General features: G+C 55.4%; 26 protein-coding genes. 6 read left to right on the top strand and 20 right to left on the bottom strand.

Translation table 11 applies throughout. The features are described 5' to 3' along the window. The first annotated feature begins 16 nt into the window (after positions 1-16). On the top strand, positions 17-421 hold the full coding sequence (locus OGX80_RS15350; RefSeq protein ID WP_071257923.1) for a MarR family winged helix-turn-helix transcriptional regulator: 405 nt from the start codon (positions 17-19) through the stop codon (positions 419-421). 150 nt (positions 422-571) lie between these two features. Here the strand turns inward: OGX80_RS15350 and rpoS are convergent, their stop codons facing one another. The 12 genes from rpoS to cysD all read right to left on the bottom strand — a co-directional run bounded on the left by rpoS (position 572) and on the right by cysD (position 10,470). Further along, positions 572-1,564 (bottom strand): RNA polymerase sigma factor RpoS, encoded by a 993-nt coding sequence (gene rpoS / locus OGX80_RS15345; RefSeq protein ID WP_000081498.1) that lies wholly within the window; start codon positions 1,562-1,564, stop codon positions 572-574. 62 nt (positions 1,565-1,626) lie between these two features. After that, positions 1,627-2,754: a murein hydrolase activator NlpD gene (gene nlpD / locus OGX80_RS15340; protein ID WP_104868264.1), complete on the bottom strand. Its 1,128-nt coding sequence runs from the start codon at positions 2,752-2,754 to the stop codon at positions 1,627-1,629. Between the two features lie 138 nt (positions 2,755-2,892). Next, positions 2,893-3,519, bottom strand: coding sequence for a protein-L-isoaspartate O-methyltransferase (gene pcm / locus OGX80_RS15335; protein WP_012134859.1), 627 nt, complete (start codon positions 3,517-3,519; stop codon positions 2,893-2,895). Further along, positions 3,513-4,274, bottom strand: a complete 762-nt coding sequence (gene surE, locus OGX80_RS15330) for a 5'/3'-nucleotidase SurE (protein WP_012134860.1) — start codon at positions 4,272-4,274, stop codon at positions 3,513-3,515. Before surE ends, pcm begins: the two co-directional genes overlap by 7 nt. Further along, positions 4,255-5,304, bottom strand: coding sequence for a tRNA pseudouridine(13) synthase TruD (gene truD, locus OGX80_RS15325; protein ID WP_012134861.1), 1,050 nt, complete (start codon positions 5,302-5,304; stop codon positions 4,255-4,257). Before truD ends, surE begins: the two co-directional genes overlap by 20 nt. Continuing rightward, positions 5,301-5,780 (bottom strand): 2-C-methyl-D-erythritol 2,4-cyclodiphosphate synthase, encoded by a 480-nt coding sequence (ispF, locus tag OGX80_RS15320; protein WP_012134862.1) that lies wholly within the window; start codon positions 5,778-5,780, stop codon positions 5,301-5,303. Before ispF ends, truD begins: the two co-directional genes overlap by 4 nt. 139 nt (positions 5,781-5,919) lie before the next feature. Further along, entirely contained in the window at positions 5,920-6,615 is a 696-nt protein-coding gene (ispD, locus tag OGX80_RS15315) for a 2-C-methyl-D-erythritol 4-phosphate cytidylyltransferase (RefSeq protein WP_012134863.1), read from the bottom strand. Between the two features lie 18 nt (positions 6,616-6,633). Further along, positions 6,634-6,945, bottom strand: coding sequence for a cell division protein FtsB (ftsB, locus tag OGX80_RS15310; protein WP_012134864.1), 312 nt, complete (start codon positions 6,943-6,945; stop codon positions 6,634-6,636). A gap of 201 nt (positions 6,946-7,146) precedes the next feature. Then, positions 7,147-7,470: a DUF3561 family protein gene (locus tag OGX80_RS15305; protein WP_110493889.1), complete on the bottom strand. Its 324-nt coding sequence runs from the start codon at positions 7,468-7,470 to the stop codon at positions 7,147-7,149. A 49-nt stretch (positions 7,471-7,519) separates the two neighbouring features. Beyond that, positions 7,520-8,125 (bottom strand): adenylyl-sulfate kinase, encoded by a 606-nt coding sequence (cysC, locus tag OGX80_RS15300; RefSeq protein ID WP_058668017.1) that lies wholly within the window; start codon positions 8,123-8,125, stop codon positions 7,520-7,522. Next, positions 8,125-9,552, bottom strand: coding sequence for a sulfate adenylyltransferase subunit CysN (gene cysN, locus OGX80_RS15295; protein WP_047461627.1), 1,428 nt, complete (start codon positions 9,550-9,552; stop codon positions 8,125-8,127). Before cysN ends, cysC begins: the two co-directional genes overlap by 1 nt. 9 nt (positions 9,553-9,561) lie before the next feature. Then, positions 9,562-10,470 (bottom strand): sulfate adenylyltransferase subunit CysD, encoded by a 909-nt coding sequence (gene cysD, locus OGX80_RS15290; protein WP_012134868.1) that lies wholly within the window; start codon positions 10,468-10,470, stop codon positions 9,562-9,564. Between the two features lie 253 nt (positions 10,471-10,723). Between cysD and OGX80_RS15285 the strand changes: the two genes are divergently transcribed. Continuing rightward, positions 10,724-11,767, top strand: coding sequence for an aminopeptidase (locus OGX80_RS15285; RefSeq protein ID WP_012134869.1), 1,044 nt, complete (start codon positions 10,724-10,726; stop codon positions 11,765-11,767). Between the two features lie 244 nt (positions 11,768-12,011). Here OGX80_RS15285 and cysH read toward each other — a convergent pair whose 3' ends face one another. From cysH to cysJ, 3 genes are all read right to left on the bottom strand, one after another. Continuing rightward, positions 12,012-12,746 carry a phosphoadenosine phosphosulfate reductase gene (gene cysH / locus OGX80_RS15280; protein WP_058668019.1) on the bottom strand — a complete coding sequence of 245 codons (735 nt, stop codon included), beginning with the start codon at positions 12,744-12,746 and terminating at the stop codon, positions 12,012-12,014. Between the two features lie 101 nt (positions 12,747-12,847). Beyond that, entirely contained in the window at positions 12,848-14,560 is a 1,713-nt protein-coding gene (gene cysI / locus OGX80_RS15275) for an assimilatory sulfite reductase (NADPH) hemoprotein subunit (RefSeq protein WP_012134872.1), read from the bottom strand. Then, positions 14,560-16,365 carry an NADPH-dependent assimilatory sulfite reductase flavoprotein subunit gene (cysJ, locus tag OGX80_RS15270; RefSeq protein ID WP_115181225.1) on the bottom strand — a complete coding sequence of 602 codons (1,806 nt, stop codon included), beginning with the start codon at positions 16,363-16,365 and terminating at the stop codon, positions 14,560-14,562. Before cysJ ends, cysI begins: the two co-directional genes overlap by 1 nt. A gap of 307 nt (positions 16,366-16,672) precedes the next feature. On the opposite strand from cysJ, the gene queD reads away from it, so the two are divergent. From queD to OGX80_RS15250, 4 genes are all read left to right on the top strand, one after another. Continuing rightward, a complete protein-coding gene (gene queD / locus OGX80_RS15265) occupies positions 16,673-17,035 on the top strand; it encodes a 6-carboxytetrahydropterin synthase QueD (protein WP_012134875.1) in 363 nt (120 codons plus the stop codon). 81 nt (positions 17,036-17,116) lie between these two features. Then, positions 17,117-18,388, top strand: a complete 1,272-nt coding sequence (locus OGX80_RS15260) for an FAD-dependent oxidoreductase (protein WP_112001651.1) — start codon at positions 17,117-17,119, stop codon at positions 18,386-18,388. Continuing rightward, complete coding sequence (locus OGX80_RS15255; RefSeq protein WP_112001650.1) at positions 18,379-18,639, top strand: ferredoxin family protein; 261 nt, start codon at positions 18,379-18,381, stop codon at positions 18,637-18,639. Before OGX80_RS15260 ends, OGX80_RS15255 begins: the two co-directional genes overlap by 10 nt. Positions 18,640-18,721: 82 nt before the next feature. Further along, positions 18,722-19,297 carry a glycerol-3-phosphate responsive antiterminator gene (locus tag OGX80_RS15250; RefSeq protein ID WP_012134878.1) on the top strand — a complete coding sequence of 192 codons (576 nt, stop codon included), beginning with the start codon at positions 18,722-18,724 and terminating at the stop codon, positions 19,295-19,297. A gap of 120 nt (positions 19,298-19,417) precedes the next feature. Here the strand turns inward: OGX80_RS15250 and OGX80_RS15245 are convergent, their stop codons facing one another. The 5 genes from OGX80_RS15245 to OGX80_RS15225 all read right to left on the bottom strand — a co-directional run bounded on the left by OGX80_RS15245 (position 19,418) and on the right by OGX80_RS15225 (position 24,793). Then, the gene (locus OGX80_RS15245; RefSeq protein WP_115181224.1) at positions 19,418-20,272 is read right to left on the bottom strand and encodes an electron transfer flavoprotein subunit alpha/FixB family protein; all 855 of its coding nucleotides are present in this window, start codon (positions 20,270-20,272) and stop codon (positions 19,418-19,420) included. Then, positions 20,269-21,051: an adenine nucleotide alpha hydrolase family protein gene (locus OGX80_RS15240; protein WP_115181223.1), complete on the bottom strand. Its 783-nt coding sequence runs from the start codon at positions 21,049-21,051 to the stop codon at positions 20,269-20,271. Before OGX80_RS15240 ends, OGX80_RS15245 begins: the two co-directional genes overlap by 4 nt. After that, complete coding sequence (locus tag OGX80_RS15235) at positions 21,029-22,378, bottom strand: MFS transporter (RefSeq protein WP_115181222.1); 1,350 nt, start codon at positions 22,376-22,378, stop codon at positions 21,029-21,031. Before OGX80_RS15235 ends, OGX80_RS15240 begins: the two co-directional genes overlap by 23 nt. Positions 22,379-22,489: 111 nt before the next feature. After that, positions 22,490-23,944, bottom strand: coding sequence for an FAD-binding oxidoreductase (locus OGX80_RS15230; protein ID WP_286471316.1), 1,455 nt, complete (start codon positions 23,942-23,944; stop codon positions 22,490-22,492). A gap of 63 nt (positions 23,945-24,007) precedes the next feature. Then, positions 24,008-24,793, bottom strand: a complete 786-nt coding sequence (locus OGX80_RS15225; protein WP_012134885.1) for an SDR family oxidoreductase — start codon at positions 24,791-24,793, stop codon at positions 24,008-24,010. Positions 24,794-24,864 lie beyond the last annotated feature (71 nt).

The following is a 24,864-nucleotide window of genomic DNA, read 5'->3' as shown; positions in this document are numbered from 1 at the left end:
TTTGCCAGGAGCGCACATGGAGTTACGAAACACAGCGTTTCATCTGTTACGTCAGCTTTTTCAACAGCATACGTCCCGCTGGCAGCACGAATTACCGGAACTGACCAAGCCACAGTATGCGGTAATGCGCGCTATTGCTGAGCATCCAGGCATTGAGCAGATTGCCCTAATGGAGGCGGCGGTCAGTACAAAAGCGACGCTGGCGGAGATGCTAAGCCGAATGGAAAGCCGGGGACTGGTGACGCGGGAAAGCGATCCACAAGATAAACGCCGCCGCTTTGTTTATCTTACTGGCGAAGGAGAAACGCTGCTGACCAGCGCCATGCCGTTGGGGGATCGTGTGGATGATGAATTTTTAGGGCGCCTGAGCGACGATGAGCGCAAACAGTTCACGCAGCTGGTGCGCAAGATGATGGGGTAAAGTCAGCCTGGGATATTTTTGTCAGCCCGATAAGTAAAGCGCCATCGGGCAATAAGTGCCAGATGGCGGCTACGCCTTATCCGGCCTACGAACTGACGCCCAAAGAAAAAGGCCAGTCGCGAGACTGGCCTTTTTTTGACGAATAATCACTTACTCACGGAACAGCGCTTCGATATTCAGCCCCTGAGTCTGCAAAATTTCGCGCAGACGACGCAGGCCTTCAACCTGAATCTGACGAACACGTTCACGGGTGAGACCAATTTCACGCCCCACATCTTCCAGTGTCGCCGCTTCATACCCCAGCAGACCGAAACGACGTGCCAGCACTTCACGCTGTTTGGCGTTCAGTTCGAACAGCCATTTGACGATACTCTGTTTCATATCATCATCTTGCGTGGTGTCTTCCGGGCCGTTCTCTTTTTCATCGGCCAGGATATCCAGCAACGCTTTTTCGGAATCACCACCCAACGGGGTGTCTACCGAGGTTATGCGCTCGTTGAGACGAAGCATACGGCTGACGTCATCAACCGGTTTATCCAGTTGCTCTGCTATCTCTTCCGCGCTCGGTTCGTGGTCCAGTTTATGCGACAACTCTCGTGCGGTACGCAGATAGACGTTCAGCTCTTTAACAATGTGAATCGGCAGTCGAATCGTACGGGTTTGGTTCATAATGGCCCGTTCGATCGTCTGGCGAATCCACCAGGTAGCGTATGTTGAGAAACGGAACCCACGTTCAGGGTCAAACTTCTCGACGGCACGGATAAGCCCCAGATTGCCCTCTTCAATCAGGTCCAGCAACGCCAGTCCACGATTGCCATAACGGCGGGCAATTTTTACCACCAGACGCAAGTTACTCTCAATCATGCGACGGCGAGAGGCAACATCTCCACGCAGTGCGCGACGCGCAAAATAAACTTCTTCTTCGGCCGTTAACAGTGGCGAATAACCAATCTCACCAAGGTAAAGCTGAGTCGCGTCCAACACACGCTGTGTGGCCCCTTGCGATAACAGCTCCTCTTCAGCCAGGTCGTTATCACTGGGTTCCTCTTCACTCAAAGCTTTTTCATCAAAAGCCTCTACTCCGTTCTCATCAAATTCCGCGTCTTCATTTAAATCATGAACTTTCAGCGTATTCTGACTCATAAGGTGGCTCCTACCCGTGATCCCTGGACGGAACTAGCAAGTGCAAGCCTGGTTCCGCCGAATTATCGCTGCGGTAAATAGCGCAGCGGGTTTACGGATTTCCCCTTGTAACGAATTTCAAAATGCAAGCGTGTAGAACTGGTTCCGGTGCTACCCATGGTAGCGATTTTTTGCCCCGCCTTAACTTCTTGTTGTTCCCGGACCAGCATCGTATCGTTATGGGCGTAGGCACTCAGGTAATCATCGTTGTGTTTGATGATAATAAGATTACCGTAACCGCGCAGCGCGTTACCGGCATATACGACGCGTCCATCTGCGGTCGCGACAATAGCCTGTCCTTTACTGCCTGCAATGTCGATCCCTTTGTTGCCACCTTCGGTAGCCGCGAAGTTTTCGATCACTTTGCCCTCAGTCGGCCAGCGCCATGTGGAGATTGGCGAACTGGTTGACGTACTGCTTGCAGTCGGTTCGGTTGTGCTCGCTGTTGGTGCCGTTACAGGCGCTGTGACCACGGTCCCAGCAGGCTTGTTGTTCGGCAACATTTTATTAGCACTTTGTTCACCTGAATCCTCAGAATACGTAATTGTCGGTTTCGACGCAACTACAACGGTGGAATTTTGTGCAGGTTTGGTCACAACTCCTTGCTCTACTGCATCCGCCTGCGTAATCGCGTTGCCGCCGGTAATTGGCGTGCCTGAGGCATTGCCGACCTGGAGCGTTTGCCCCACATTCAGGCCGTATGGGGCCGGAACGTTGTTACGCTGAGCAAGGTCGCGGAAATCGTTCCCGGTGATCCAGGCGATATAGAAAAGCGTGTCGCCTTTTTTAACGGTGTATGTGCTGCCGCCGGTGTAGCTGCCTTTCGGAATGTTCCCATACTGGCGGTTGTACACAATACGGCCATTTTCCATTTGCACAGGCTGCTCAGCGACCGGCTGGATCTGCCGGGACTGGGCAACCGGTTGAACAGGCTGCACGGGCTGAATCTGCGGCGTTTGTTGCGCCGTTGTCCCCATTTTGGGCGGTGGCGTGATCAGCATCCCGGAGCTGGTGCTCGACGGGGTATTACCATTAACTGAGCTTACCGGCGCAGGAGGATTCGAAGAATTGGAACAACCTGCCAGCCATAGCGAAACCAGCGACAATGCCGCAATGCGGCTAACGGTGAATTTTGGGCTTCCCGCGCTCATTTATCCCCCAGGAAAAATTTGGTTAACAACCAGTGACGTAATAACCGTGCAAGGCATCGGCCTGGACGCTGGAAACGTCCCCACAATACGCTTACCCTTTATAAAATAACCAGGAAAAATCCGGGTATTAAAGGATGCTTAAGCGAGTTCGCCTTTCACTAAAGGCACAAAGCGGACGGCCTCCACGGTATCGATAATAAATTCGCCTCCCCGGCGACGCACCCGTTTCAAGAACTGATGCTCCTCACCCACGGGTAAAACGAGAATCCCGCCTTCATCCAGTTGCGTCATTAACGCCGTCGGAATTTCCGGCGGAGCTGCCGTCACGATGATGGCGTCAAACGGGGCGCGAGCCTGCCAACCTTGCCATCCATCGCCATGACGAGTTGAAACATTGTGTAAATCAAGCTGTTTCAGGCGACGACGCGCCTGCCATTGCAGCCCTTTAATGCGCTCCACCGAGCACACATGCTGTACCAGATGCGCGAGAATCGCCGTCTGATACCCGGAGCCAGTGCCGATCTCCAGCACTCTGGATTGCGGCGTCAGCTCAAGCAATTCTGTCATTCGCGCCACCATATAGGGCTGCGAAATGGTCTGCCCCTGGCCAATCGGCAAAGCGATATTGTCCCAGGCTTTATGTTCAAACGCTTCATCAATGAATTTTTCACGCGGGACGGCGGCAAGCGCATCCAGCACTTGCTCATCTTTGATGCCCTGAGCGCGCAATTGTTCAAGAAGAGTGTGTACGCGTCTGCTTACCATTGCGCGTCAACTCCCACGCTGTCTAACCAGTCCGAAACCACATCATGCGCGCTATACGCCGTTAAATCCACATGCAGCGGGGTAACGGAGACATAGCCCTCATCCACCGCCGCAAAATCGGTGTCCGGCCCGGCGTCGCATTTGCCGCCCGGCGGGCCGATCCAGTACAGCGTGTTGCCGCGCGGGTCCTGCTGTGGAATAACCTGATCGGCCGGATGGCGGCTGCCGCAGCGGGTTACGCGAATGCCTTTGATTTGATCCAGCGGCAGATCCGGGACATTGATATTCAGAATGCGTCCGGTACGCAGCGGCTCCCGACGTAATGCACGCAAAATAGAGCAGGTTACCGCTGCCGCCGTCTCATAGTGCTGATGGCCGTCAAGCGATACCGCCAGCGCGGGAAAACCCAGGTGACGGCCCTCCATCGCTGCGGCGACGGTCCCGGAATAGATGACATCATCGCCCAGATTGGGGCCCGCGTTAATGCCTGAAACCACAATATCCGGGCGCGGACGCATCAGCGCGTTCACGCCCAGGTAGACGCAGTCGGTCGGTGTGCCCATCTGCACGGCGATATCGCCGTTATCAAAGGTAAAGGTACGAAGCGAGGATTCCAGCGTCAGCGAGTTTGACGCGCCACTGCGGTTACGATCCGGGGCGACGACCTGTACGTCAGCAAACTCACGCAGCGCTTTCGCCAGCGTTTGTATACCGGGCGCGTGGACCCCATCATCGTTACTCAGCAATATGCGCATAATCACCCATTGTGTTAATCAGTTCCCTTACGACGCTGGTGGCGAAACTGCCTGCCGGTAGCCAGAAGCGCAGCTCAACGGTGACGTCATCCCACCAGTTCCAGCGTAATTGTTGCGGATAGAGCAGCATCGCTCTGCGCGCCGCTTCAACCTTTTCGCGCAGCAGTAACGATTGCAGTTCGCCCTCATCCGCAATGGCAGCCTCTTCAAACGCCAGCGCGTCGCGCAGGGTTCCCCACTCGCCGCTACCGGGAAGCGCCGCCGTAATCATCAGTTCTTTTTCGTCAACGCGACGCTGCAATTCCGCCTGTTCTTCCTGCGTGGCCACAAACCAGCTCCCGCGCCCCGCTAATTGTAGCGCATCGCCATCAACAACTTGATTAAAGTCTGGTTTTTTCACGCGTTCGTTGACGATCTGATTAAACAACGCACTGCGGGCCGCCGACAACCAAAAACTGCGTTTATTGCGATCGCGCACCGGCGCATTGCTTTGCGCCCAGCGCAGCGCGCCTTGCAGGTTGCTGCCGCCAATACCGAATCGCTGCGCGCCAAAATAGTTTGGTACGCCGCGCGTATTGATGGCCTGTAGCCGGGCTTCGACATCATCACGATGGCTGACTTCACGCAGCACCAGCGTAAACGCGTTGCCCTTCAGCGCGCCTAAACGCAGCTTACGTTTGTGACGCGCGTACTCCAGCACTTTACAGCCTTCAATCTGGAATGCGCTCAGGTCTGGCATCTCTTTGCCCGGCACGCGCGCGCACAGCCACTGTTCAGTGACGGCATGCTTGTCTTTCTGCCCGGCAAAGCTCACTTCACGGGCATGAATTTTAAGGAATTTCGCCAGCGCATCGGCCACAAAACGGGTGTTACAACCGTTTTTCAGAATGCGAACCAGAATATGTTCGCCTTCGCCATCTGGCTCAAAACCTAAATCTTCAACCACCACAAAATCTTCCGGGTTCGCTTTAAGCAGCCCGGCGCCCTGCGGCTTTCCGTGGAGGTACGTCAGGTTTTCAAACTCGGTCATTTCGCGGCCTTAATCAGTAGCGCCACCGCTTCGCAGGCAATCCCTTCCCCACGCCCGGTGAACCCGAGTTTCTCCGTGGTGGTCGCCTTGACGTTGACATCATCCATATGACAACCAAGATCTTCCGCGATAAACACGCGCATTTGCGGGATATGCGGCAGCATCTTCGGCGCCTGGGCGATAATGGTCACGTCCACGTTACCAAGGGTATAGCCTTTGGCCTGAATGCGTCGCCATGCTTCCCGCAGCAATTCGCGGCTGTCCGCGCCTTTAAAGGCCGGATCGGTATCCGGGAAAAGTTTGCCGATATCGCCAAGCGCCGCCGCGCCGAGCAGCGCATCGGTCAGCGCATGCAGCGCCACGTCGCCATCAGAATGCGCCAGCAGCCCTTTGTCATACGGGATGCGCACGCCACCAATGATAATTGGGCCTTCTCCGCCAAAAGCGTGTACGTCAAAACCGTGTCCGATTCGCATTATGCATTCTCCTGATATACACATCATCCTTCAAGCTGCCTCTTTGTTGGCTGCCTTTGTTCACCCCAGTCACTTACTTATGTAAGCTCCTGGGGATGCACTCAGTTGCCGCCTCGATGCAGCCTGAATGATTTTGTGTCTAGATTGTTCGGGTCAGATAAAATTCTGCAAGCGCCAGATCTTCCGGGCGGGTGACTTTTATATTATCAGCCCGGCCTTCAACCAGCTGGGGATGAAAACCGCAATACTCCAGCGCGGACGCTTCATCGGTAATGGTCGCGCCTTCGTTCAGCGCACGGCTCAGACAATCATGCAGCAGCTCGCGTGGGAAGAATTGCGGCGTTAACGCGTGCCACAGGTCGGTACGCTCTACGGTATGCGCAATGGCGGCTTTACCCGGCTCGGCGCGTTTCATGGTGTCGCGTACCGGAGCAGCGAGGATTCCGCCCGTGCGGCTGGTTTCGCTAAGCGAGAGCAGGCGCGCCAGGTCATCCTGATGCAGACAAGGCCGGGCGGCGTCATGCACCAGCACCCACTGCGCGTCACCGGCCGCCCGTAAGCCTGCCAGTACGGAATCGGCGCGCTCGTCGCCCCCGTCCACGACGGTGACCTGCGGATGTTGCGCCAGAGGAAGTTCGGCGAAGCGGCTGTCGCCAGGGCTGATTGCGATAACGACGCGCGTCACCCGGGGATGCGCCAGCAGCGCATGCACCGAGTGTTCAAGAATGGTTTTATTGCCAATAGAGAGATATTGCTTAGGACATTCCGTTTGCATTCGGCGGCCAAATCCGGCAGCCGGTACCACAGCGCAAACGTCCAATAAAGTGGCTGCCATGTCATTTCCTGGGCTGATTTATCGATTAGTTTGCCCCGCAGCCTGAGCACGTTTAGACGCGTCAGGCACCAGACGGTAAAAAGTTTCGCCCGGTTTGGTCATGCTGAGTTCATTACGCGCGCGCTCCTCGATCGCTTCCTGGCCGCCATTGAGATCGTCAATTTCGGCGAAAAGCTGATCGTTACGCGCTTTAAGTTTCGCATTCGTAGCTTGCTGCGCAGCCACATCATCGTTGACGCGGCTGTAGTCATGTATGCCGTTCTTACCGAACCACAGCGAATACTGCAACCAGACCAGTAAAGTCAGCAGCAGCAGCGTTAGTTTACCCATCCTGCCCCCTGAAAAACGGCACCATCATCCCATAACTTTCCCAGAGACTCTACTCTGAGGCGGGAATGCCGCGACAACGCGGGCAAATGTACCACATTTATCCGCCGATCCGCATATCTCGTGCAGGGAGAACATAATCTTATTGTTGGTTACGGTTTGAATTATGGCCACTCTCGCCCGTCATGAAAAGGGAGGGCTGACCTACCCCAACAGCCACATGAAGAGCGCGCCAAACATCGCGCCTACCGTTAATAGCGTAGCCGTAATGCTGTAGAACAGTTTGCCGCTCATGATTGAATGCAGGGCCACGCCGACCACAACCGCAACGGGCATGAGCGCCAGGAAGAAGGGCCAGGTATAGAGGAAGAAAAACAGCGTGTTAGGGCCATAGATGAGAAAGGGAATTCCCAACGCCAGCAGCCACGAGGCAAAACCGACCACGGCGCCCGGCAGTGACCAGGTTGTGTCGTCGTCGGTCGTGAGGGCATCTGACCTTGTGATAATAATGTTATGGCTATTACGCATATCGAATCCTGTAACCTTGACTCACCGGGCATACAAGCCCGGCGGTGTCTCAGGATCTGATAATATCGCCCTGTCTCAGTAGATCTAATAATTGGGCAACCAAATTTGTTACTAATTGTTCACCATCCAGATGAACTTCAGGCGATTCAGGCGTTTCATATACCGAATCAATGCCGGTGAAATTACGCAGCTCACCCGCCCTGGCCTTCTTGTACAGCCCTTTAGGATCGCGCGCTTCACAGGTTGCCAGCGGCGTATCGACAAAAACCTCGATAAACCGCCCCTCCCCGATGCGCTCGCGCACCATCTGCCGCTCCGCGCGATGCGGCGAAATAAACGCCGTCAGCACCACCAGCCCGGCATCCACCATCAGGTTCGCAACCTCCCCCACCCGGCGGATATTCTCTTTACGGTCTGCGTCGCTAAAGCCAAGATCGCTGCACAGGCCGTGACGGACATTATCGCCATCCAGCAGCCAGGTGCTGACGCCCAGCTTATGCAGGGCCTCTTCCAGCGCGCCTGCAATCGTTGATTTCCCTGAACCGGAAAGTCCCGTAAACCAGACCACTGCCCCTTTATGCCCATGCAGCGCTTCACGATCTTCGCGCGTTACCGCATGGGCATGCCAGACGACGTTTTCGTCATGCAGCGCCATTACTTGCCTCCCAGCAAATCACGCGCGCCCCAGTGCGGGAAGTGGCGACGGATCAGCGCGTTCAGTTCCAGCTCAAAATCGCTGAACCCGGAAGGCGTCGCGGCGGTGTGCTCAATAGGCTCACGCACCAGCCCCGCGCCAACGGTCACGTTGGACAGCCGGTCGATGATGATTAACCCGCCAGTGACCGGGTTCTGCTGGTATGTATCCAGCACTAACGGTTCGTCAAAAGTCAGTTCGACCAGGCCGATACCGTTCAACGGCAGGCTTTCCACCTCGCGCTGGGTCAGGTTGTTGATATCAACCTGATGGCGAATGGCATCGACGCGCGCACGGGTCTTTTTACCGGCAATCTTGATGTCATAACTCTGCCCGGCCGACAGCGGTTGTTCCGCCATCCATACCACATCAACGGCGGCGCTCTGTACGGCTGGCAGGTTTTCGCCTGCATCCAGCAACAGATCGCCACGGCTGATGTCAATTTCATCTTTCAGCACCAGCGTAATCGCTTCACCGGCGTGCGCCTCTTGCAGATCGCCATCAAAGGTGACGATGCGCGCCACGTTGGATTCAACGCCGGACGGCAGAACTTTGACACGCTGCCCGACCTTCACGCTGCCGGAGGCCAGCGTTCCGGCATAACCACGGAAATCGAGGTTCGGACGGTTCACATACTGTACCGGGAAGCGCATCGGCTGGGTGTCGACAACCCGCTGGATCTCAACCGTCTCCAGCACTTCCAGCAGCGTCGGGCCGTTGTACCACGGCATACTGGCGCTCTGGGTCGCGACGTTATCCCCTTCCAGCGCAGAGAGCGGCACAAAGCGGATGTCCAGGTTCCCCGGCAGTTGCCCGGCAAACGTCAGGTAATCTTCGCGAATACGGGCGAACGTCTCCTCGCTGAACCCCACCAGATCCATCTTGTTGATCGCCACCACCAGGTGTTTAATGCCCAGCAGCGTAGAGATAAAACTGTGGCGGCGGGTCTGATCCAGCACGCCTTTGCGGGCGTCGATCAGCAGGATCGCCAGATCGCAGGTCGATGCGCCGGTCGCCATGTTACGCGTGTACTGCTCGTGCCCTGGCGTGTCGGCAATAATAAATTTGCGTTTCTCGGTCGAGAAATAGCGGTACGCCACATCAATGGTAATTCCCTGCTCGCGCTCAGCCTGCAACCCGTCGACCAGCAGCGCCAGATCGAGTTTTTCACCCTGGGTGCCATGACGCTTACTGTCGTTATGCAGCGACGAGAGCTGATCTTCATAAATCTGACGCGTATCGTGCAGCAGTCGGCCAATCAGCGTGCTTTTACCGTCATCGACGCTGCCGCAGGTCAAGAAGCGCAGCAGGCTTTTGTGTTGCTGGGCAACCATCCAGGCTTCGACGCCGCCTTCATTAGCGATTTGTTGTGCAAGTGTGGTGTTCATGGCGGCTCCTTAGAAATACCCCTGACGTTTCTTCAGCTCCATTGAGCCCGCCTGGTCGCGGTCAATCACGCGCCCCTGACGTTCACTGGTGGTCGAGACCAGCATCTCTTCAATAATTTCCGGCAGCGTCTGCGCGCTGGATTCCACCGCTCCCGTGAGCGGCCAGCAGCCGAGGGTACGGAAACGCACCATGCGTTTTTTGATCACCTCGCCGGGTTGCAGGTCAATACGATCGTCATCGATCATCATCAGCATGCCGTCGCGCTCCAGCACCGGGCGCTCAGCGGCCAGGTACAGCGGCACGATCTCGATATTTTCCAGCCAGATGTACTGCCAGATATCTTGTTCGGTCCAGTTAGAGAGCGGGAAAACGCGGATGCTTTCGCCTTTGTTAATCTGCCCGTTGTAGTTGTGCCAGAGCTCCGGGCGCTGGTTTTTCGGATCCCAGCGGTGAAAGCGGTCGCGGAAGGAGTAAATACGCTCTTTGGCGCGCGACTTCTCTTCGTCGCGGCGCGCGCCGCCGAACGCGGCGTCAAAGCCATATTTATCCAACGCCTGTTTCAACCCTTCGGTTTTCATAATATCGGTGTGTTTAGCGCTGCCGTGAACGAACGGGTTAATCCCCATCGCCACCCCTTCCGGGTTTTTATGCACCAACAGTTCACAACCGTAGGCCTTTGCGGTGCGATCGCGGAATTCGTACATCTCACGAAACTTCCAGCCGGTATCAACGTGCAGCAGCGGAAACGGCAACGTACCTGGATAAAACGCTTTACGCGCCAGATGCAGCATGACGCTGGAATCTTTACCGATGGAATACATCATCACCGGATTAGAAAATTCGGCGGCCACCTCGCGAATGATATGGATGCTTTCCGCTTCCAGCTGCCGCAGGTGGGTGAGTCGTTTTTGGTCCATAACCGTTCCTTTGCAATACCGCTATTTTGCTAAACATTCAGATAACACGACTATAGGGAGCGCGGGAGAACGAATGAAATTACGAATTGGAATGAGTAGTTCCTCAAAGGAATAACGATTTGAGAAAGCAAATATCAAAAAGTGCTTAACCCACCGAATTTAGGGCATTTCAGAGCAAATGAAATTGTTTTACGGCAATCACGGTTTCATACTAAGCGGGTAAAAATTTCTGCTCTGTATTTAAGGACTCACTATGTTTTCCGCATCGCGCCTCCGTGCAGCGCTCCTGGCGCTCGGCGTATGCTTTATCCTTCCCGCGCAGGCAACGTCACCGAAGCCTGGCGATATCGCCAATATTCAGGCACGACACATTGCAACATTCTTTCCCGGCAGAATGACCGGAACACCGGCGGAGATGCTCTCTGCCGATTATTTACGTCAGCAATTTGAGCAGATGGGATATCGCAGCGATATCCGAACATTTAATAGCCGCTATATTTATACCGCCAGGAATAATCGCAAGAACTGGCATAACGTGACGGGCAGTACCGTTATTGCGGCGCACGAAGGGAAAGCGCCGCAACAAATTATTATTATGGCGCACCTGGATACCTATGCGCCGCTGAGCGATGCCGATACCGACGCCAATCTCGGCGGTTTAACCTTGCAGGGCATTGACGATAACGCCGCCGGGCTGGGCGTGATGCTGGAACTGGCTGAACGCCTGAAAGACATCCCGACGCAGTACGGCATCCGCTTTATCGCCACCAGCGGTGAAGAAGAAGGAAAACTGGGCGCAGAAAACCTGCTTAAGCGGATGAGCGCCGCTGAGAAGAAAAATACGCTGCTGGTAATTAACCTTGATAACCTGATTGTCGGCGACAAACTCTACTTCAACAGCGGGCAGCAAACGCCGGAAGCCGTACGCAAACTGACGCGCGACCGGGCGCTGGCGATTGCGCGCAGCCACGGTATCGCCGCCGCGACCAATCCGGGTCTGAACAAGGATTACCCGAAAGGCACAGGCTGCTGCAACGACGCCGAAGTCTTCGATAAAGCCGGTATTTCCGTGCTGTCGGTTGAGGCTACCAACTGGAATCTGGGGAAAAAAGACGGCTATCAGCAGCGTGCGAAAACGCCTTCATTCCCGGCCGGAAACAGCTGGCACGATGTGCGTCTGGATAACCAACAGCACATCGACAAGGCGCTACCAGGAAGAATTGAACACCGCAGTCGCGATGTCGTGCGCATCATGTTGCCGCTGGTAAAAGAACTGGCGAAAGCCGGTAAAGCCTGATGTGTCGCCCGGTGGCGGCTACGCCTTACCGGGCCTACAAGCGCAGCACTTGCCGGATGGCGGCGTAAACGCCTTATCCGGCCTACAAACACTGTCTTGTAGGCCGGATAAGCTAGCGCCATCAGGCAAAACAATCACCCTTCGTGCTGTCTGGTAGGCCTGATAAGCGCAGCGCCATCAGGCAAACAATCACCCTTCGTGCTGTCTGGTAGGCCTGATAAGCGCAGCGCCATCAGGCAAACAATCACCCTTCGTGCAGCCCGCACTCGCGCTTCAGCCCGAAGAATCGCGTCTCTTCTTCCGCCATGCCGGGCTCCCATTTACGGGTGGTGTGGGTATCGCCAACCGACAGATAGCCCTGATCCCATAGCGGATGGTATTTCAGACCGTGTTTTTGCAGATACTGGTACACCGTCCGGTTATCCCAGTCGATGATGGGCAGCACTTTAAAAACGCCGCGCTGAATCGCCAGCACAGGCAGATGCGCCCGGCTCCCGGATTGTTCGCGACGCAGGCCAGCAAACCACGTTTGCGCGTTAAGCTCTTTTAACGCCCGGTTCATCGGCTCGACTTTGTTGATGTCATTGTATTTCTCAATGCCCTCAACGCCTTGCTCCCACAGTTTACCGTAGCGGGCTTCCTGCCAGGCCGCGCTTTCCGTCGCACGGTAGACTTTCAGGTTCAGGTTCAGCTTTTCCGTCAGCTCATCAATAAACTGGTAGGTTTCCGGGAACAGATAGCCGGTATCGGTCAGGATAACCGGAATATCCGGGCGAATCTGGTTAACCAGATGCAGGCTGACCGCCGCCTGAATACCAAAGCTCGACGAGAGCACGTATTCACCGGGTAGATTCTCCAGCGCCCACGCCACGCGTCCTTCAGCATCCAACTTTTCCAGCTGCGCGTTGGTTTCAGCCAGCGCCATGACGCGCTCAACTTTTGGCAATTCATTCAGGGCGTTTAGATCGAGTACGGACATAAGTTCCTCACTGTTTGCCTTGCCTGATGGCGCTGCGCTTATCCGGCCTACCGTCTACGTAGGCCGGATAAGGCATTTATGCCGCCATCCGGCGATGCACGTTATTCCCAGAAATCCCGGGCGGGATCGAGCACCGGGCGAATGATGCCCGCACGCACCGTAAAGTCGCCGAAGCCTTCACCCGCTTCGCGCTCTTTCACCCAGCGCCCAATCAATTCATCCAGCGACGCCAGAATTTCCGGCTCGGTAATATTCTCTTTGAACATACGCGGGATACGCGTTCCGATGCGATTGCCGCCCAGATGCAGGTTATAACGGCCCGGCGCTTTCCCCACCAGGCCGACTTCCGCCAGCATGGCGCGTCCGCAGCCATTTGGGCAACCCGTCACGCGCAGCACGATGTGCTCATCGCTCACGCCGTGGTGGGTCATCAACGCGTCCACTTTATCGACGAAGGTCGGCAGGAAACGCTCCGCTTCCGCCATCGCCAGCGGGCAGGTCGGGAACGATACGCAGGCCATCGAGTTTTCACGCTGCGACGTGACTGCATTCATCAGGCCGTGGTTGCGCGCCAGTTTTTCAATCTTCGCTTTCTGGCTTTCCGGCACGCCGGCAATGATCAGGTTCTGGTTGGCGGTAATACGGAATTCACCCTTATGGATCTTCGCGATCTCCAGCAGACCGGTTTTCAGCGGGCGCCCCGGATAATCCAGAATACGGCCATTCTCAATAAACAGCGTCAGGTGCCATTTGTTGTCGATGCCTTTCACCCAACCGATGCGATCGCCGCGCCCGGTAAATTCATACGGGCGGATCGGTTCAAATTTGATGCCTGCACGACGCTCGACTTCCGCCTTGAACGTCTCGACCCCAACACGCTCCAGAGTGTATTTGGTTTTGGCATTTTTACGATCGGTGCGATTACCCCAGTCGCGCTGAGTCGTCACCACCGCTTCCGCCACCGCCAGGGTATGCTCCAGCGGCAGATAGCCGAACTCGCTCGCGGTGCGGGCATACGTTTTCTTGTTCCCGTGCTCAATAGAAAGCCCGCCGCCGACCAGCAGGTTAAAGCCCACCAGCTTGCCGTTTTCCGCCACAGCGACAAAGTTCATGTCGTTGGCGTGCAGATCGATGTCGTTCTGCGGCGGGATCACCACGGTCGTTTTGAACTTACGCGGCAGATAGGTCTGGCCGAGGATCGGCTCCTCATCTGTTGTGGCGACCTTTTCCTGATCAAGCCAGATCTCCGCATAGGCGCGGGTACGCGGCAGCAAATGCTCGGAGATCTTTTTCGCCCACTCATAGGCTTCGGCATGCAGCTCAGACTCATACGGGTTAGAGGTGCACAGCACGTTACGGTTCATGTCGTTGGCGGTCGCCAGCGCGTCCAGCCCAACGGAGTGCAGCATCTGATGTACCGGCTTCACGTTCTTTTTCAGAATGCCGTGGAACTGGAAGGTCTGACGGTTAGTCAGGCGAATGCTGCCGTAAATCGTATTTTCAGCGGCGAATTTATCGATCGCCTGCCACTGTCTGGTGGTGATAACCCCCCCCGGCAGACGGCAACGCAGCAGCATCGCATGACGCGGCTCCAGCTTCTGCTCGGCGCGCTCGGCGCGAATGTCGCGGTCATCCTGCTGGTACATACCGTGAAAACGGATCAGCAGAAAGTTGTCGCCTTTAAAACCGCCGGTCAGGCCGTCATTCAAATCTTCAGCAATGGTGCCGCGCAGGTAGTTGCTCTCAAGCTTCATGCGCTCGGCATCTGCCAGTTTACCTTCGACCACCAGTGGGCCTGGATGTTTTTCGCTCATTAGTAGACATCTCGCTGATAACGGCGCTCAACGCGCAGCTCACTTAAAAATTCATCCGCCGCTTCGGCATCCATACCGCCGAATTCGGCAATCACTTCCAGCAGTGCCTGCTCAACGTCTTTCGCCATGCGATTCGCGTCGCCGCAGACATAAATGTGCGCGCCGTCATTAATCCAGCGCCATAGCTCTGCGCCCTGTTCGCGCAGTTTGTCTTGTACGTATATTTTTTCTTTTTGATCGCGGGACCAGGCCAGATCGATGCGGCTCAGGACGCCCTCTTTGACGTAGCGCTGCCATTCCACCTGGTAGAGGAAATCTTCGGTAAAGTGCGGGTTGCCAAAGAACAACCAGTTTTTACCCGGCGCTTCATCTGCCGCACGCTGCTGCATAAAGGCGCGGAAAGGGGCGATCCCGGTGCCTGGACCTATCATGATCACCGGTGTTTCCGGGTTGGCCGGCAGACGGAAATTATCGTTTTGTTCGATAAATACGCGCACTTCCCCTTCTTCTTCCACGCGGTCGGCCAGGAAGCTTGATGCCCCGCCCGCCCGTGCCCGACCTTCTATTTCATAACGCACGGCGCCTACGGTGATATGTACTTCGCTCTCGACTTCCGCCTGGGAAGAGGCTATCGAGTAAAGACGCGGCGTTAGCGGGCGCAGCAGCCCCACCAGCGCGTCAGCATCCAGCTGAGCCGGAGAGAAACGCAGCATATCAACGACAGGCGTCGTCGCGGCGTAATGCTGCAACTGGGCTTTATCACCCACCAGCGGCAACAGCGATTCGCTGCGGGTCAGCGTGGCGTAGTTTTCCACGATATTGGCGGTGTTCACCGTCAGCTCAAAATGCCACTGCAAGGCTTCGGCAAGCGGCAGCACCTTACCGTTAACGGTAACCGGCTCCGTGCCTTTCAGCCAGACCAGTTCGACGATCTCTTTGACCAGTTCAGGATCGTTCTGATACCAGACGCCCAGGGCATCGCCCGGCTGATAACGCAGGCCGGAATCGCCCAGATCGATTTCGATATGGCGCACATCTTTTTCCGAGTCGCGGCCGGTGATTTTCTGATTGACGGCGAGCGAGGCGCTCAGCGGCGCTTCTTTGGTGTACGGGCTGGAATGCACGTCATTCACGGCCCCCGTTGCCGCGACAGCGACCTGCGCTGCCGATGCGCTCGGCGCACGCGCTTTCAGTACGTCAACAACGCGAGCCCGCCATTCTTGTGCCGCAGCCTGATATTCCACATCCGCATCGACGCGATCGAGCAGACGCTCCCCCCCCAGTTCCGCCAGCTTGCTGTCGAAATCTTTACCCGCCTGGCAGAAAAATTCATAGGAGGTATCACCGAGGCCAAAGACGGCGAAGGCGGTGTTGTCGAGCTTCGGCGCTTTTTTAGAGAACAGAAACTTACGCAGCGCAACGGCTTCTTCCGGTGGCTCGCCTTCGCCCTGCGTGGACGCGACCACAACCAGCAGCTTCTCATTGGCGATCTGTTTGAATTTGTAGTCGCCCGCATTAACCAGCGTGACGCTCAGTTTTGCCGCCAGCAGGTCATCGCGCAGGGCTTCCGCCACGCGCCGCGCATTGCCGGTTTGCGATGCAGAAATAAGCGTAATACCCGGCATTTCAGCGACAGGCGCTGGCGTGGCGGCGAGCGTGCCCGGCTGCTGGTTCAGCATTCCCCAGAAATAGCCGGAAACCCAGGCAAGCTGGGTGGGAGAAAGATCGGTTGTGGCCGCCTGAAGGCGTGCCAGTTGCTCCGGGTTTAGCGGAAGCAAAGCGGATGGTGGGGCCTGTGTTGTCATGCGTCGTTATGTTCCAGTAGCAAAGCGGAATTTATGCAAAAAGACCAAACTAGCGATAAGGTTAACGGCGGGGATAATAACAATTAAAGAAGGGATGGAAATAACAAATAACCAAATGGACTAACCTGTTTTAGTTATAGTTATTAACAACAAAAGCGATTAAACAACCTATTGAAATAGAAAGAAATAATTCACAATTCTTGTGTAAATCTCATTATCCGCACGTCAACGCCGTTTTAGTTAATGATAAAAAATGTGCTTTCCGGTACCCTACGGCGGTTTTTGTATTCTTGAGAGTTAATCATCCATGTCCACCACCTTGTTTAAAGATTTCACCTTTGAAGCCGCTCACCGCCTGCCCCACGTACCGGAAGGGCATAAATGTGGCCGCCTGCATGGTCATTCATTTATGGTGCGCCTTGAAATTACCGGTGACGTCGATCCGCATACCGGTTGGATCATGGATTTCGCCGAACTGAAAGCCGCGTTCAAACCGACGTACGATCGTCTGGATCATTATTATCTGAACGATATTCCAGGTCTGGAAAATCCAACCAGCGAAGTACTGGCAAAATGGATTTGGGATCAGGTTAAACCTGCCGTACCGCTGCTGAGCGCAGTAATGGTGAAAGAGACCTGCACAGCAGGCTGCGTGTATCGCGGCGAGTGATTTTTTTGTTTGTGTCGCGGGTCAATTTTCCTTAAATAACGTTATGTTAGGGTTGTGTTCTCAGGATTTCTGGAGCACAACATGGCTGACGATTTCGATATCATCATCATTGGTGCAGGGATAGCGGGCACCGCTTGTGCTTTACGCTGTGCGCGGGCTGGACTCTCAGTCCTGCTGCTTGAACGCGGTGAGTTTCCCGGCAGCAAAAATCTTTCCGGCGGTCGTTTATATTGTCATGCGCTCGCCGAGCTTCTTCCCGACGTTCACCAGTCCGCCCCCCTTGAACGCCGTATCACTCAGGAAAACCTCACGCTATTAACCCGTGATGGCGCAACAACCTGGTCCAGCCTGCAACCAGACGGTGACTCATGGAGTCTGCTGCGCGCCCGCTTCGATCCCTGGTTTGTCGCTCAGGCCGAGGCCGCAGGGGTACAGTGCGTTAACGGCGTTACGGTTGAAGCGCTCCATATTGAAGATGGCCGAGTCTGCGGCGTCATGTGCGAAGATGAAACGCTGCGCGCCCGTTATGTCGTGCTGGCAGAAGGAGCAAACAGCGTGCTGGCGGAACGGTATGGATTCCTGCCTCGCCCCGCCGCGACATCAATGGCGCTGGGGATCAAGGAGGTGCTGGCGCTGGATAAACAGACGCTTGAAGAGCGCTTCCGATTGTCCGGGGCGGAAGGTGCCGCCATGTTGTTTAGCGGAGAAATTTGCGGCGATCTCCCCGGCGGCGCGTTTCTTTATACCAACCAGGAGACGCTCTCTTTAGGCGTCGTGTGTCCACTCTCTTCTGTTGCACAGAGCGACATTCCGACAGTCGAAATGCTGGAACGGCTCAAAGCGCATCCGGCGCTGCGTCCTTTGCTCAGAGGCAGCGAAACGCTGGAGTACGGCGCGCATCTGGTGCCGGAAGGCGGCTTACACAGCATGCCCGTCCAGTACGCAGGCGAAGGCTGGCTGCTGACAGGCGATGCGTTGCGCAGCTGCGTCAATACCGGCTTCTCCGTACGCGGTATGGATATGGCGCTCATCGGCGCTCAGGCGGCCGCGCAAACCCTGATTAACGCCTGCCAGAAACATGCGCCGCAAAATCTGTTCCCGGCCTATCATCAGGACATCCGGCACAGTCTGCTGTGGGAGGTTTTGCAACGCTATCGGGATGTTCCCGCGCTGTTGCAGCGCCCGGGATGGTATCGTCAATGGCCTGCATTAATGCAGGATATTTCTCACGAGCTCTGGCATCAGGGGCATCATCCCGTGCCGCCGCTGCGCCAGATCGTCTGGCGTCATTTTCGCCGTCACGGCCTGCGCCATCTGGCAGGCGATATTATCAGGAGCTTACGATGTCTGTAGCCCGCAACATCTGGCGCCCCGCCGAAATTTCCCATATCGTTACGGCTGCCGCTGTCGACAGCAAAACGGCAGAACGGCTGATCACGTCCTGCCCCGCCGGACTCTTTTCCCGCACGCCGGAAGGGGGCCTACAAGTCGACTTTCGCGGCTGCCTGGAGTGCGGCGCCTGTCGACTACTGTGTGATGAAAAAACGCTGCAACAGTGGCGCTACCCGGCATCTGGGTTTGGCATCACTTACCGATTTGGCTAATTTGATACTCTAAATAATTCGAGTTGCGAGGAAAGCCAACGCACCAGCAAATTGAAGTATGACGAGTATATAAGGATAATCTATGCCCCTGTTACACCTGCTCCGCCAGAATCCGGTGATTGCCGCCGTTAAAGATAACGCCAGCCTACAGTTAGCCATTGATTCCGAATGTCAGTTCATCTCCGTGCTGTACGGTAACATTTGCACCATCAGCGCGATTGTGAAGAAAATAAAAAATGCGGGTAAATATGCGTTTATCCACGTTGATCTGCTGGAGGGGGCGTCAAATAAAGAGGTCGTGATCCAGTTTTTAAAATTGGTCACCGAAGCGGATGGCATCATCAGCACGAAAGCGGCAATGCTGAAAGCCGCCAGAGCGGAAGGTTTTTTCTGTATTCACCGTCTGTTTATCGTTGATTCCATTTCATTTCACAATATTGATAAGCAGGTCGCGCAGTCAAACCCGGACTGTATTGAGATCCTGCCGGGCTGTATGCCGAAAGTGTTGGGCTGGGTGACAGAGAAGATACGCCAGCCGCTGATTGCCGGGGGGCTGGTATGCGATGAAGAAGACGCCCGCAATGCGATGAAAGCCGGTGTGGCGGCGCTTTCCACCACCAATACCGACGTCTGGACGTTAGCGAAACACCTTAATTAAGCCGGGCAACGCCGGATGGCGACGATAAATCGTCTTATCGGGCCTACACGTAGGCCTGATAAGCATAGCGCCATCAAGCATTTTTGTAGCCTACACGTAGGCCTGATAAGCGTAGCGCCATCAGGCATTTTTGCAGCGGACCAACTCTTCCAGCACCGGTAGCCAGTTATCGACAATCCCGACATCCGCCTGCGCAAAAACCGGCGCGCTGGCATCGTGGTTTATCGCCACAACAAAACGGCTCTGGCGTACTCCGGCCATCAACGCCGCCGCTCCTGACGCGCCAGCCACGATACAGACATCCGGCGACAGCAGATGCCCCGATATTCCAGTCACGCGATCGGCATCAAAACCGCCGTTCATCACCCGCGCACGGCTATACCCTACCTCAGCATCAAGCGCCTGACCAAGCGCGGTAATCTTATCTGCATCCGCTTCACTTCCCCCTTGCCCAACCACCAGTACGCGCCCGGCACGTAACAAAGGATGGGTAGCGACGCTATTTACGCTTTCCACCTTATCCAGCCAGTCGGGGGGCGCCGTGGGGGTAATCAGATATTCCGTCATCACAGGTAAAGAATGACCAGAAGCGCTCACCTCCGGCTGTCGCGCCAGCGACAGGCACAAAGGGCGTGCGGTAATTTGCAACGTTGCCGTCAGCGCATTCCCCCAGTGGGATTTTTTCACCAGGCCTTGTCGCACATCCACAGCCTGAACCTGACAGAGGCTGCCGCCATGCAGACGCCAGGCGAGTCGCGTTGCCAGTTCATCGCCCGGACTACCTGCCGGAAAGATCAGCATATCAACAGGTGTCCGCAGCCATTGCGCCGCCAGCGCATCCAGCACCTGCTCTGCAACATCCGGCACGGGATCGATAATCCAGCGCTCCAGTTCTGCGGTGCAAAGCGCATTCTCTGCGATCCAGCTCGCCATCGCCGCACACTCATGCGAGTCAGTAATGATGGCAATTTTCATGACGGCATCCTCTGGCGCAAATAATCCGCCCATAGCCTCCGGGCTTTTTCCTGCGCCGTCGCGCCGCTGATAATCGTTGCATGCCGCCGCTGCTCCGGCCTCTCCAGACGCAGGCACTGAACCGCTGGTGTTGTCTCAACCACAACGTTCCGACGCTCGACGTCTGCTTTCGCCGCCGCCAGACGCTGGCGCATCCCCGGTACGGGAAGCGCCACTTCACCACACTGCCTGACGGCGATGACGGCCGGGAACCGTACCCGACAACGCCGAAGCCCGGTCATCGTTCGCTGCTCAACCACAATAAAAGGAGGCTCAAGCGTAAAACGCTCCACCTGGGTAAAACAGGGCCACGCCAGCATTTCAGCAACCAGAAATGGCGTCTGACTGTTCTGACCCTCGCTACTCTGACAGCCCGTTATAATCAGATCCGCACCGTGATTACGCTGCCAGTCGGCAATGTTCCTGGCGACAAATTCGGGAGCAAACCGCAGGTCTGCCGTCGTCTCCAGCAACACCGGCGTCTCAAAACCCAGCGCGACAAAATAGCGTAACCAGTGGAGCGCCCGCTCGTCGCTGATGCTTAACGCAGTCAACGTCATCTCACAGCCCCCATTACGCTGGGCCAGCAGCAACGCTGCCGCCGCCTGTTCATCCGCACCCGGAGAGCAACGCAGCAAGGAGACATCCGGGCCGTGGGTATCCGCCGTCGCCGCCTGCCAGTCTTTCTCCGCCAGCATGCCGGGATCGGGCTCTGCCTTAAACGCTAACAGAATGTTCATTCACACCTCCCTGTCTTTTGTCCACACTCCCGGCAGCCACCAGCGGCAGCGCCTTGGTTTCCGGCGCCCACAGCCAGGTCACCACAAATCCGATGACTAATATCCCAGCCAGCAGTAATAGCGTGACCTGCATTCCCCACTGCGCCAGCGTCCAGGGCAACAAACTGGTGCTGATCGCCGCCCCTAATCGGCTCATTGCCGTGGCAAATCCGACGCCCAGGGAACGAATATCCGTCGGGAAGCTTTCCGCAGGCAGAACCCCCACCAGATTGCTGACGGCAGAAATGGTGGTACTGAACAACACAAATAGCAACAGCGTCAGGCTGCTTCCCGCCGGTAAACAGGCCATGACGACAAGCGTCGCGGCGAGCAGCATAAAACTGCCGAGCAGAAATTGGCGGTGCGCCAACAGGTGTGTTAACAACAGCCCCAGCAGCGCACCAACAATCAGCAGCGCGTTAAGCATCAGGCTGGCGGTTAGCGCATTTTCAAGACCGATCGTTTGTGCAATGGTGGGAAGCCAGGTGTAAATCACAAACCACGGGATCACCAGGCAGACAAAGAACACGCTGTTAAACGCGGTTCTTCGCCAGTAATGCGTTGAAAATAGCGTTTTGATATGTCTGCTCGTCGGCGCCGTCACCTCATCGCCGAGCAGCACATGCGTGCCAAAGTAGCGGTGCACAATCGCATACGCCTCTGTTATCCGCCCCTGACGCATCAGCCAGCGAGGCGACTCCGGCGTTCCCCAGCGTAAGAACGTAATGCACAGCGCGGGTAATGATGCCGATGCCAGCAGCCAGCGCCAGGCATCCGGCGTTTCCTGAATAAAATGATGCCCCACCAGGCTCGCCAGAACATAGCCGATAGTCCACACCACACTGAATGCGCCCAGTAATATTCCCCGATGGCGACGCGGCGCAAATTCAGCCAGCAATGTATGACCAACCGAGTAGTCACCGCCAAGGCCGATACCAATCAGAATGCGCAAGCCAATAAGCTGTTCCGGCGTTGTGGCAAAAAACTGTAGGAAAGAGGCGATGGTTATCAGCATAAAGCTGAAGGTAAAAATTTTCTGACGCCCGATATAATCAGATACCCATCCCAGGATCAGGCTACCGAGAAAAAGTCCAACCAGCGCCGAGCCGCCAATCATCCCTTCCATAAAAGGCGTCAGTTGCATGGCGGGGGTCAGTTGGATCATGGCATAGCCGACGACGCCTAATACATAGCCATCGGTCAAATGCGCGCCGAATGTCAGCGCAGCAATGCGGCAATGAAAACCATTCAGCGGTAAATCATCCATTCGCACCGGTGAAGTGTTCATCGTAGCCCCTTCATTGTCCGGTAAAGTCGCGGCTTCCCGGTTGAGAAGCCGTTTATACGCTTCGCCCTTTAAGCTGCCTGATGCAGCTTAAAGGATTTTGCGTATAACTCTCTATTTTTCAATCGGGTAGATCGTGCCTGTATTCATAATACCGTTTGGATCAAACTGGCGCTTGAGACCTTCCAGCAGCGGCCAGGCGCTACCGTGTTCCAGCTTGCTCCAGTGAACGCGGTGCTTACCAATGCCGTGGTGATGCACCATTGAACCACCAAGACGGATCGTCTCTTCGCAGATGATCTTGTTGAGCGGGTTATGGTACTTATCAATCTCCTCTTCCGGCTTACAGTCCACCACGTTGTAGTCATACACAAAATACATGTTGGTGCCGTTGATATAGCTGTGAGAAGAGTGGCCGCCCAGCATGGTGATATCGTCCGAATGCGGGAACTCGGTACGGATACGGTTGATCACGCTTTCGTAGATTTGATGGATGCAGCTCCAGCAACCGGATACTTCCGTCGTGAAGCCCATATTGCCGGTTTTCAGGATCTGTACGCGTTCGGCAGCCACTTTTTCCGGCCCCCAGTTCAGATGGTTGAACCAGTTTTCGATAAGTTTGCTGTCCACCCGCTGGCACTGCGGGTAGCGCGCCACGATCTCCGCAATTCCTTCGCCGGTGGCTTGCGCCAGTCGCGGATTGCCTTCAGCCATAAAAATCAGCACACATTTGCCGTCGGCAAAATGCGTGAAGTGCTGGGTTCCATCTTCGGCGTCGTACAGGCGCGCAATGGAGGGGCGATAGCCTTCCACCATGACTTCACGCAGGATGTCGAAACCGGTTTTCATGTCGTCCAGCACATAGCCGTAGTAGAGGTTGTTTTCAGGCGTGAACTTAAAGATTTTCACTGTGACTTCAGTGATGTAGCACAGCGCGCCTTCGTTCCCAATGATGATATGGCGGATATCCGGCCCGGCCGCCCGGCGAGGCACGTTTTTGATGCGGGTAATGGTTCCGTCCGCCAGTACGGCTTCCAGCCCCACCACCATATCTTCAATCGCGCCGTACAGCGTGGAGAACTGGCCGATACTGCGAGTGGCGACCAGACCGCCCATCTGCGCCAGCGGCTTAGACTGCGGCGAGTGCCCGGTGGTATAGCCTTTTTCACGCAGCGCGTTTTCCAGAATCTCAAGCGGTACGCCACATTGCGCGGTTGCCTGCATGTTTTCGATATCAATACTCAGGATTTGATTCATCCCTGCGCCGTCCAGCACCACAGAATCTTTGACGACGGTTTCCAGACCGCCTTCCGTCGCAGATGCGCCGGTACGCGGCACGCCATTGATTTTATGCTGATTCATGAATGCCAGAACACGAGAGACCTGCTCCGTCGAACCGAGCTTAACCACGGCCGCCGGAATGGGCAGCGTGTAAACGCCGTGAATATCCGCATATTTGCGAAAACGGTCAATACTGTTTTTCTTTAATACGGTTTCATCCGTAATAACACGCCCGGAACCCACAATTTCTTTTAACTGGTCAACAATCGCTTCACGGGATAATGACATAATAAATCCTTCCTGATAGTCAATGCAGAATAAAATAAAAACCAGAAACCACCGATATTAAAATTAACGCACCAGATAACCGCCATCGACAACCAAAAGATGACCATTAACATAATTTGATGCCTGACTGGCGAGGAATATCGCCGCCCCCATAAGATCCTGAGTATCACCCCAACGATTGGCCGGAATATGATCCAATACACGCTGATTAGTTTCCGGGTTACTGCGGGTTGCCAGCGTAATATCAGTGGCATAATAACCCGGCGCAATACCGTTAACCTGAATATTATATTGCCCAAGCTCATCGCAATATGCTTTGGTAAAACCAGCAAGAGCATGCTTGGTTGCTGAATAAGCCGGAGACCACTGCCCGCCAAGATAAGAGAACAAAGAGCAGATATTAATAATTTTCCCGCTATTTTGTGGGATCATAATTTTTGCCGCTTCATAGCTCAGCTCAAACGCCGCAGTCAGGTTAACATCAATCATCGGGTCCCAGTCCGCGCGGCCAAAGTCCAGAACCTTATTCAGCTTACAGATCCCGGCGTTGTTCACCAGAATATCTACCGTGCCAAAACGCTCGCAGCAGGCGGCAATAATCTTCTGCGGCGCGCCTTTCTCGGTGATGTCCACTTGCATGAACGCCACTTCAACACCTTGTGCTTCAATGAGTTCTTTCGTTTCACCGTTATCCTTTACGAAGCTGGGAATAAAAAGATTGGCTCCGGCTTTCGCCAGCGCCATTGCGAAAGCCTGACCCAGACCACTGTTCCCGCCCGTTACAATTGCCGTTTTCCCTTTCAGGGAGAAAAAATCCATTGAGAATGCATTGAGAGATTCGATCGACATAGTTGGCTCCAAATTCCTTCAGGCAAAAAAAAAGAAAGGTAACTTCCCCCGCGAGAGGGAAGTTACCTTTC

It is taken from the genome of Citrobacter sp. CK194, assembly GCF_030333395.1.
Taxonomy (GTDB): Bacteria; Pseudomonadota; Gammaproteobacteria; order Enterobacterales; family Enterobacteriaceae; genus Citrobacter_B; species Citrobacter_B koseri.
The sequence above is the reverse complement of the archived record's forward strand: the minus strand, read 5'-3'. Positions and strand labels throughout refer to the sequence as shown.

What these genes read in the sequence shown, in the direction of transcription:
- OGX80_RS15350 (WP_071257923.1), top strand. Translation starts at nt 17, where the DNA reads ATGGAGTTACGAAACACAGCGTTTCATCTGTTACGTCAGCTTTTTCAA.
- rpoS (WP_000081498.1), bottom strand. Translation starts at nt 1,564, where the DNA reads ATGAGTCAGAATACGCTGAAAGTTCATGATTTAAATGAAGACGCGGAA.
- nlpD (WP_104868264.1), bottom strand. Translation starts at nt 2,754, where the DNA reads ATGAGCGCGGGAAGCCCAAAATTCACCGTTAGCCGCATTGCGGCATTG.
- pcm (WP_012134859.1), bottom strand. Translation starts at nt 3,519, where the DNA reads ATGGTAAGCAGACGCGTACACACTCTTCTTGAACAATTGCGCGCTCAG.
- surE (WP_012134860.1), bottom strand. Translation starts at nt 4,274, where the DNA reads ATGCGCATATTGCTGAGTAACGATGATGGGGTCCACGCGCCCGGTATA.
- truD (WP_012134861.1), bottom strand. Translation starts at nt 5,304, where the DNA reads ATGACCGAGTTTGAAAACCTGACGTACCTCCACGGAAAGCCGCAGGGC.
- ispF (WP_012134862.1), bottom strand. Translation starts at nt 5,780, where the DNA reads ATGCGAATCGGACACGGTTTTGACGTACACGCTTTTGGCGGAGAAGGC.
- ispD (WP_012134863.1), bottom strand. Translation starts at nt 6,615, where the DNA reads ATGGCAGCCACTTTATTGGACGTTTGCGCTGTGGTACCGGCTGCCGGA.
- ftsB (WP_012134864.1), bottom strand. Translation starts at nt 6,945, where the DNA reads ATGGGTAAACTAACGCTGCTGCTGCTGACTTTACTGGTCTGGTTGCAG.
- OGX80_RS15305 (WP_110493889.1), bottom strand. Translation starts at nt 7,470, where the DNA reads ATGCGTAATAGCCATAACATTATTATCACAAGGTCAGATGCCCTCACG.
- cysC (WP_058668017.1), bottom strand. Translation starts at nt 8,125, where the DNA reads ATGGCGCTGCATGACGAAAACGTCGTCTGGCATGCCCATGCGGTAACG.
- cysN (WP_047461627.1), bottom strand. Translation starts at nt 9,552, where the DNA reads ATGAACACCACACTTGCACAACAAATCGCTAATGAAGGCGGCGTCGAA.
- cysD (WP_012134868.1), bottom strand. Translation starts at nt 10,470, where the DNA reads ATGGACCAAAAACGACTCACCCACCTGCGGCAGCTGGAAGCGGAAAGC.
- OGX80_RS15285 (WP_012134869.1), top strand. Translation starts at nt 10,724, where the DNA reads ATGTTTTCCGCATCGCGCCTCCGTGCAGCGCTCCTGGCGCTCGGCGTA.
- cysH (WP_058668019.1), bottom strand. Translation starts at nt 12,746, where the DNA reads ATGTCCGTACTCGATCTAAACGCCCTGAATGAATTGCCAAAAGTTGAG.
- cysI (WP_012134872.1), bottom strand. Translation starts at nt 14,560, where the DNA reads ATGAGCGAAAAACATCCAGGCCCACTGGTGGTCGAAGGTAAACTGGCA.
- cysJ (WP_115181225.1), bottom strand. Translation starts at nt 16,365, where the DNA reads ATGACAACACAGGCCCCACCATCCGCTTTGCTTCCGCTAAACCCGGAG.
- queD (WP_012134875.1), top strand. Translation starts at nt 16,673, where the DNA reads ATGTCCACCACCTTGTTTAAAGATTTCACCTTTGAAGCCGCTCACCGC.
- OGX80_RS15260 (WP_112001651.1), top strand. Translation starts at nt 17,117, where the DNA reads ATGGCTGACGATTTCGATATCATCATCATTGGTGCAGGGATAGCGGGC.
- OGX80_RS15255 (WP_112001650.1), top strand. Translation starts at nt 18,379, where the DNA reads ATGTCTGTAGCCCGCAACATCTGGCGCCCCGCCGAAATTTCCCATATC.
- OGX80_RS15250 (WP_012134878.1), top strand. Translation starts at nt 18,722, where the DNA reads ATGCCCCTGTTACACCTGCTCCGCCAGAATCCGGTGATTGCCGCCGTT.
- OGX80_RS15245 (WP_115181224.1), bottom strand. Translation starts at nt 20,272, where the DNA reads ATGAAAATTGCCATCATTACTGACTCGCATGAGTGTGCGGCGATGGCG.
- OGX80_RS15240 (WP_115181223.1), bottom strand. Translation starts at nt 21,051, where the DNA reads ATGAACATTCTGTTAGCGTTTAAGGCAGAGCCCGATCCCGGCATGCTG.
- OGX80_RS15235 (WP_115181222.1), bottom strand. Translation starts at nt 22,378, where the DNA reads ATGAACACTTCACCGGTGCGAATGGATGATTTACCGCTGAATGGTTTT.
- OGX80_RS15230 (WP_286471316.1), bottom strand. Translation starts at nt 23,944, where the DNA reads ATGTCATTATCCCGTGAAGCGATTGTTGACCAGTTAAAAGAAATTGTG.
- OGX80_RS15225 (WP_012134885.1), bottom strand. Translation starts at nt 24,793, where the DNA reads ATGTCGATCGAATCTCTCAATGCATTCTCAATGGATTTTTTCTCCCTG.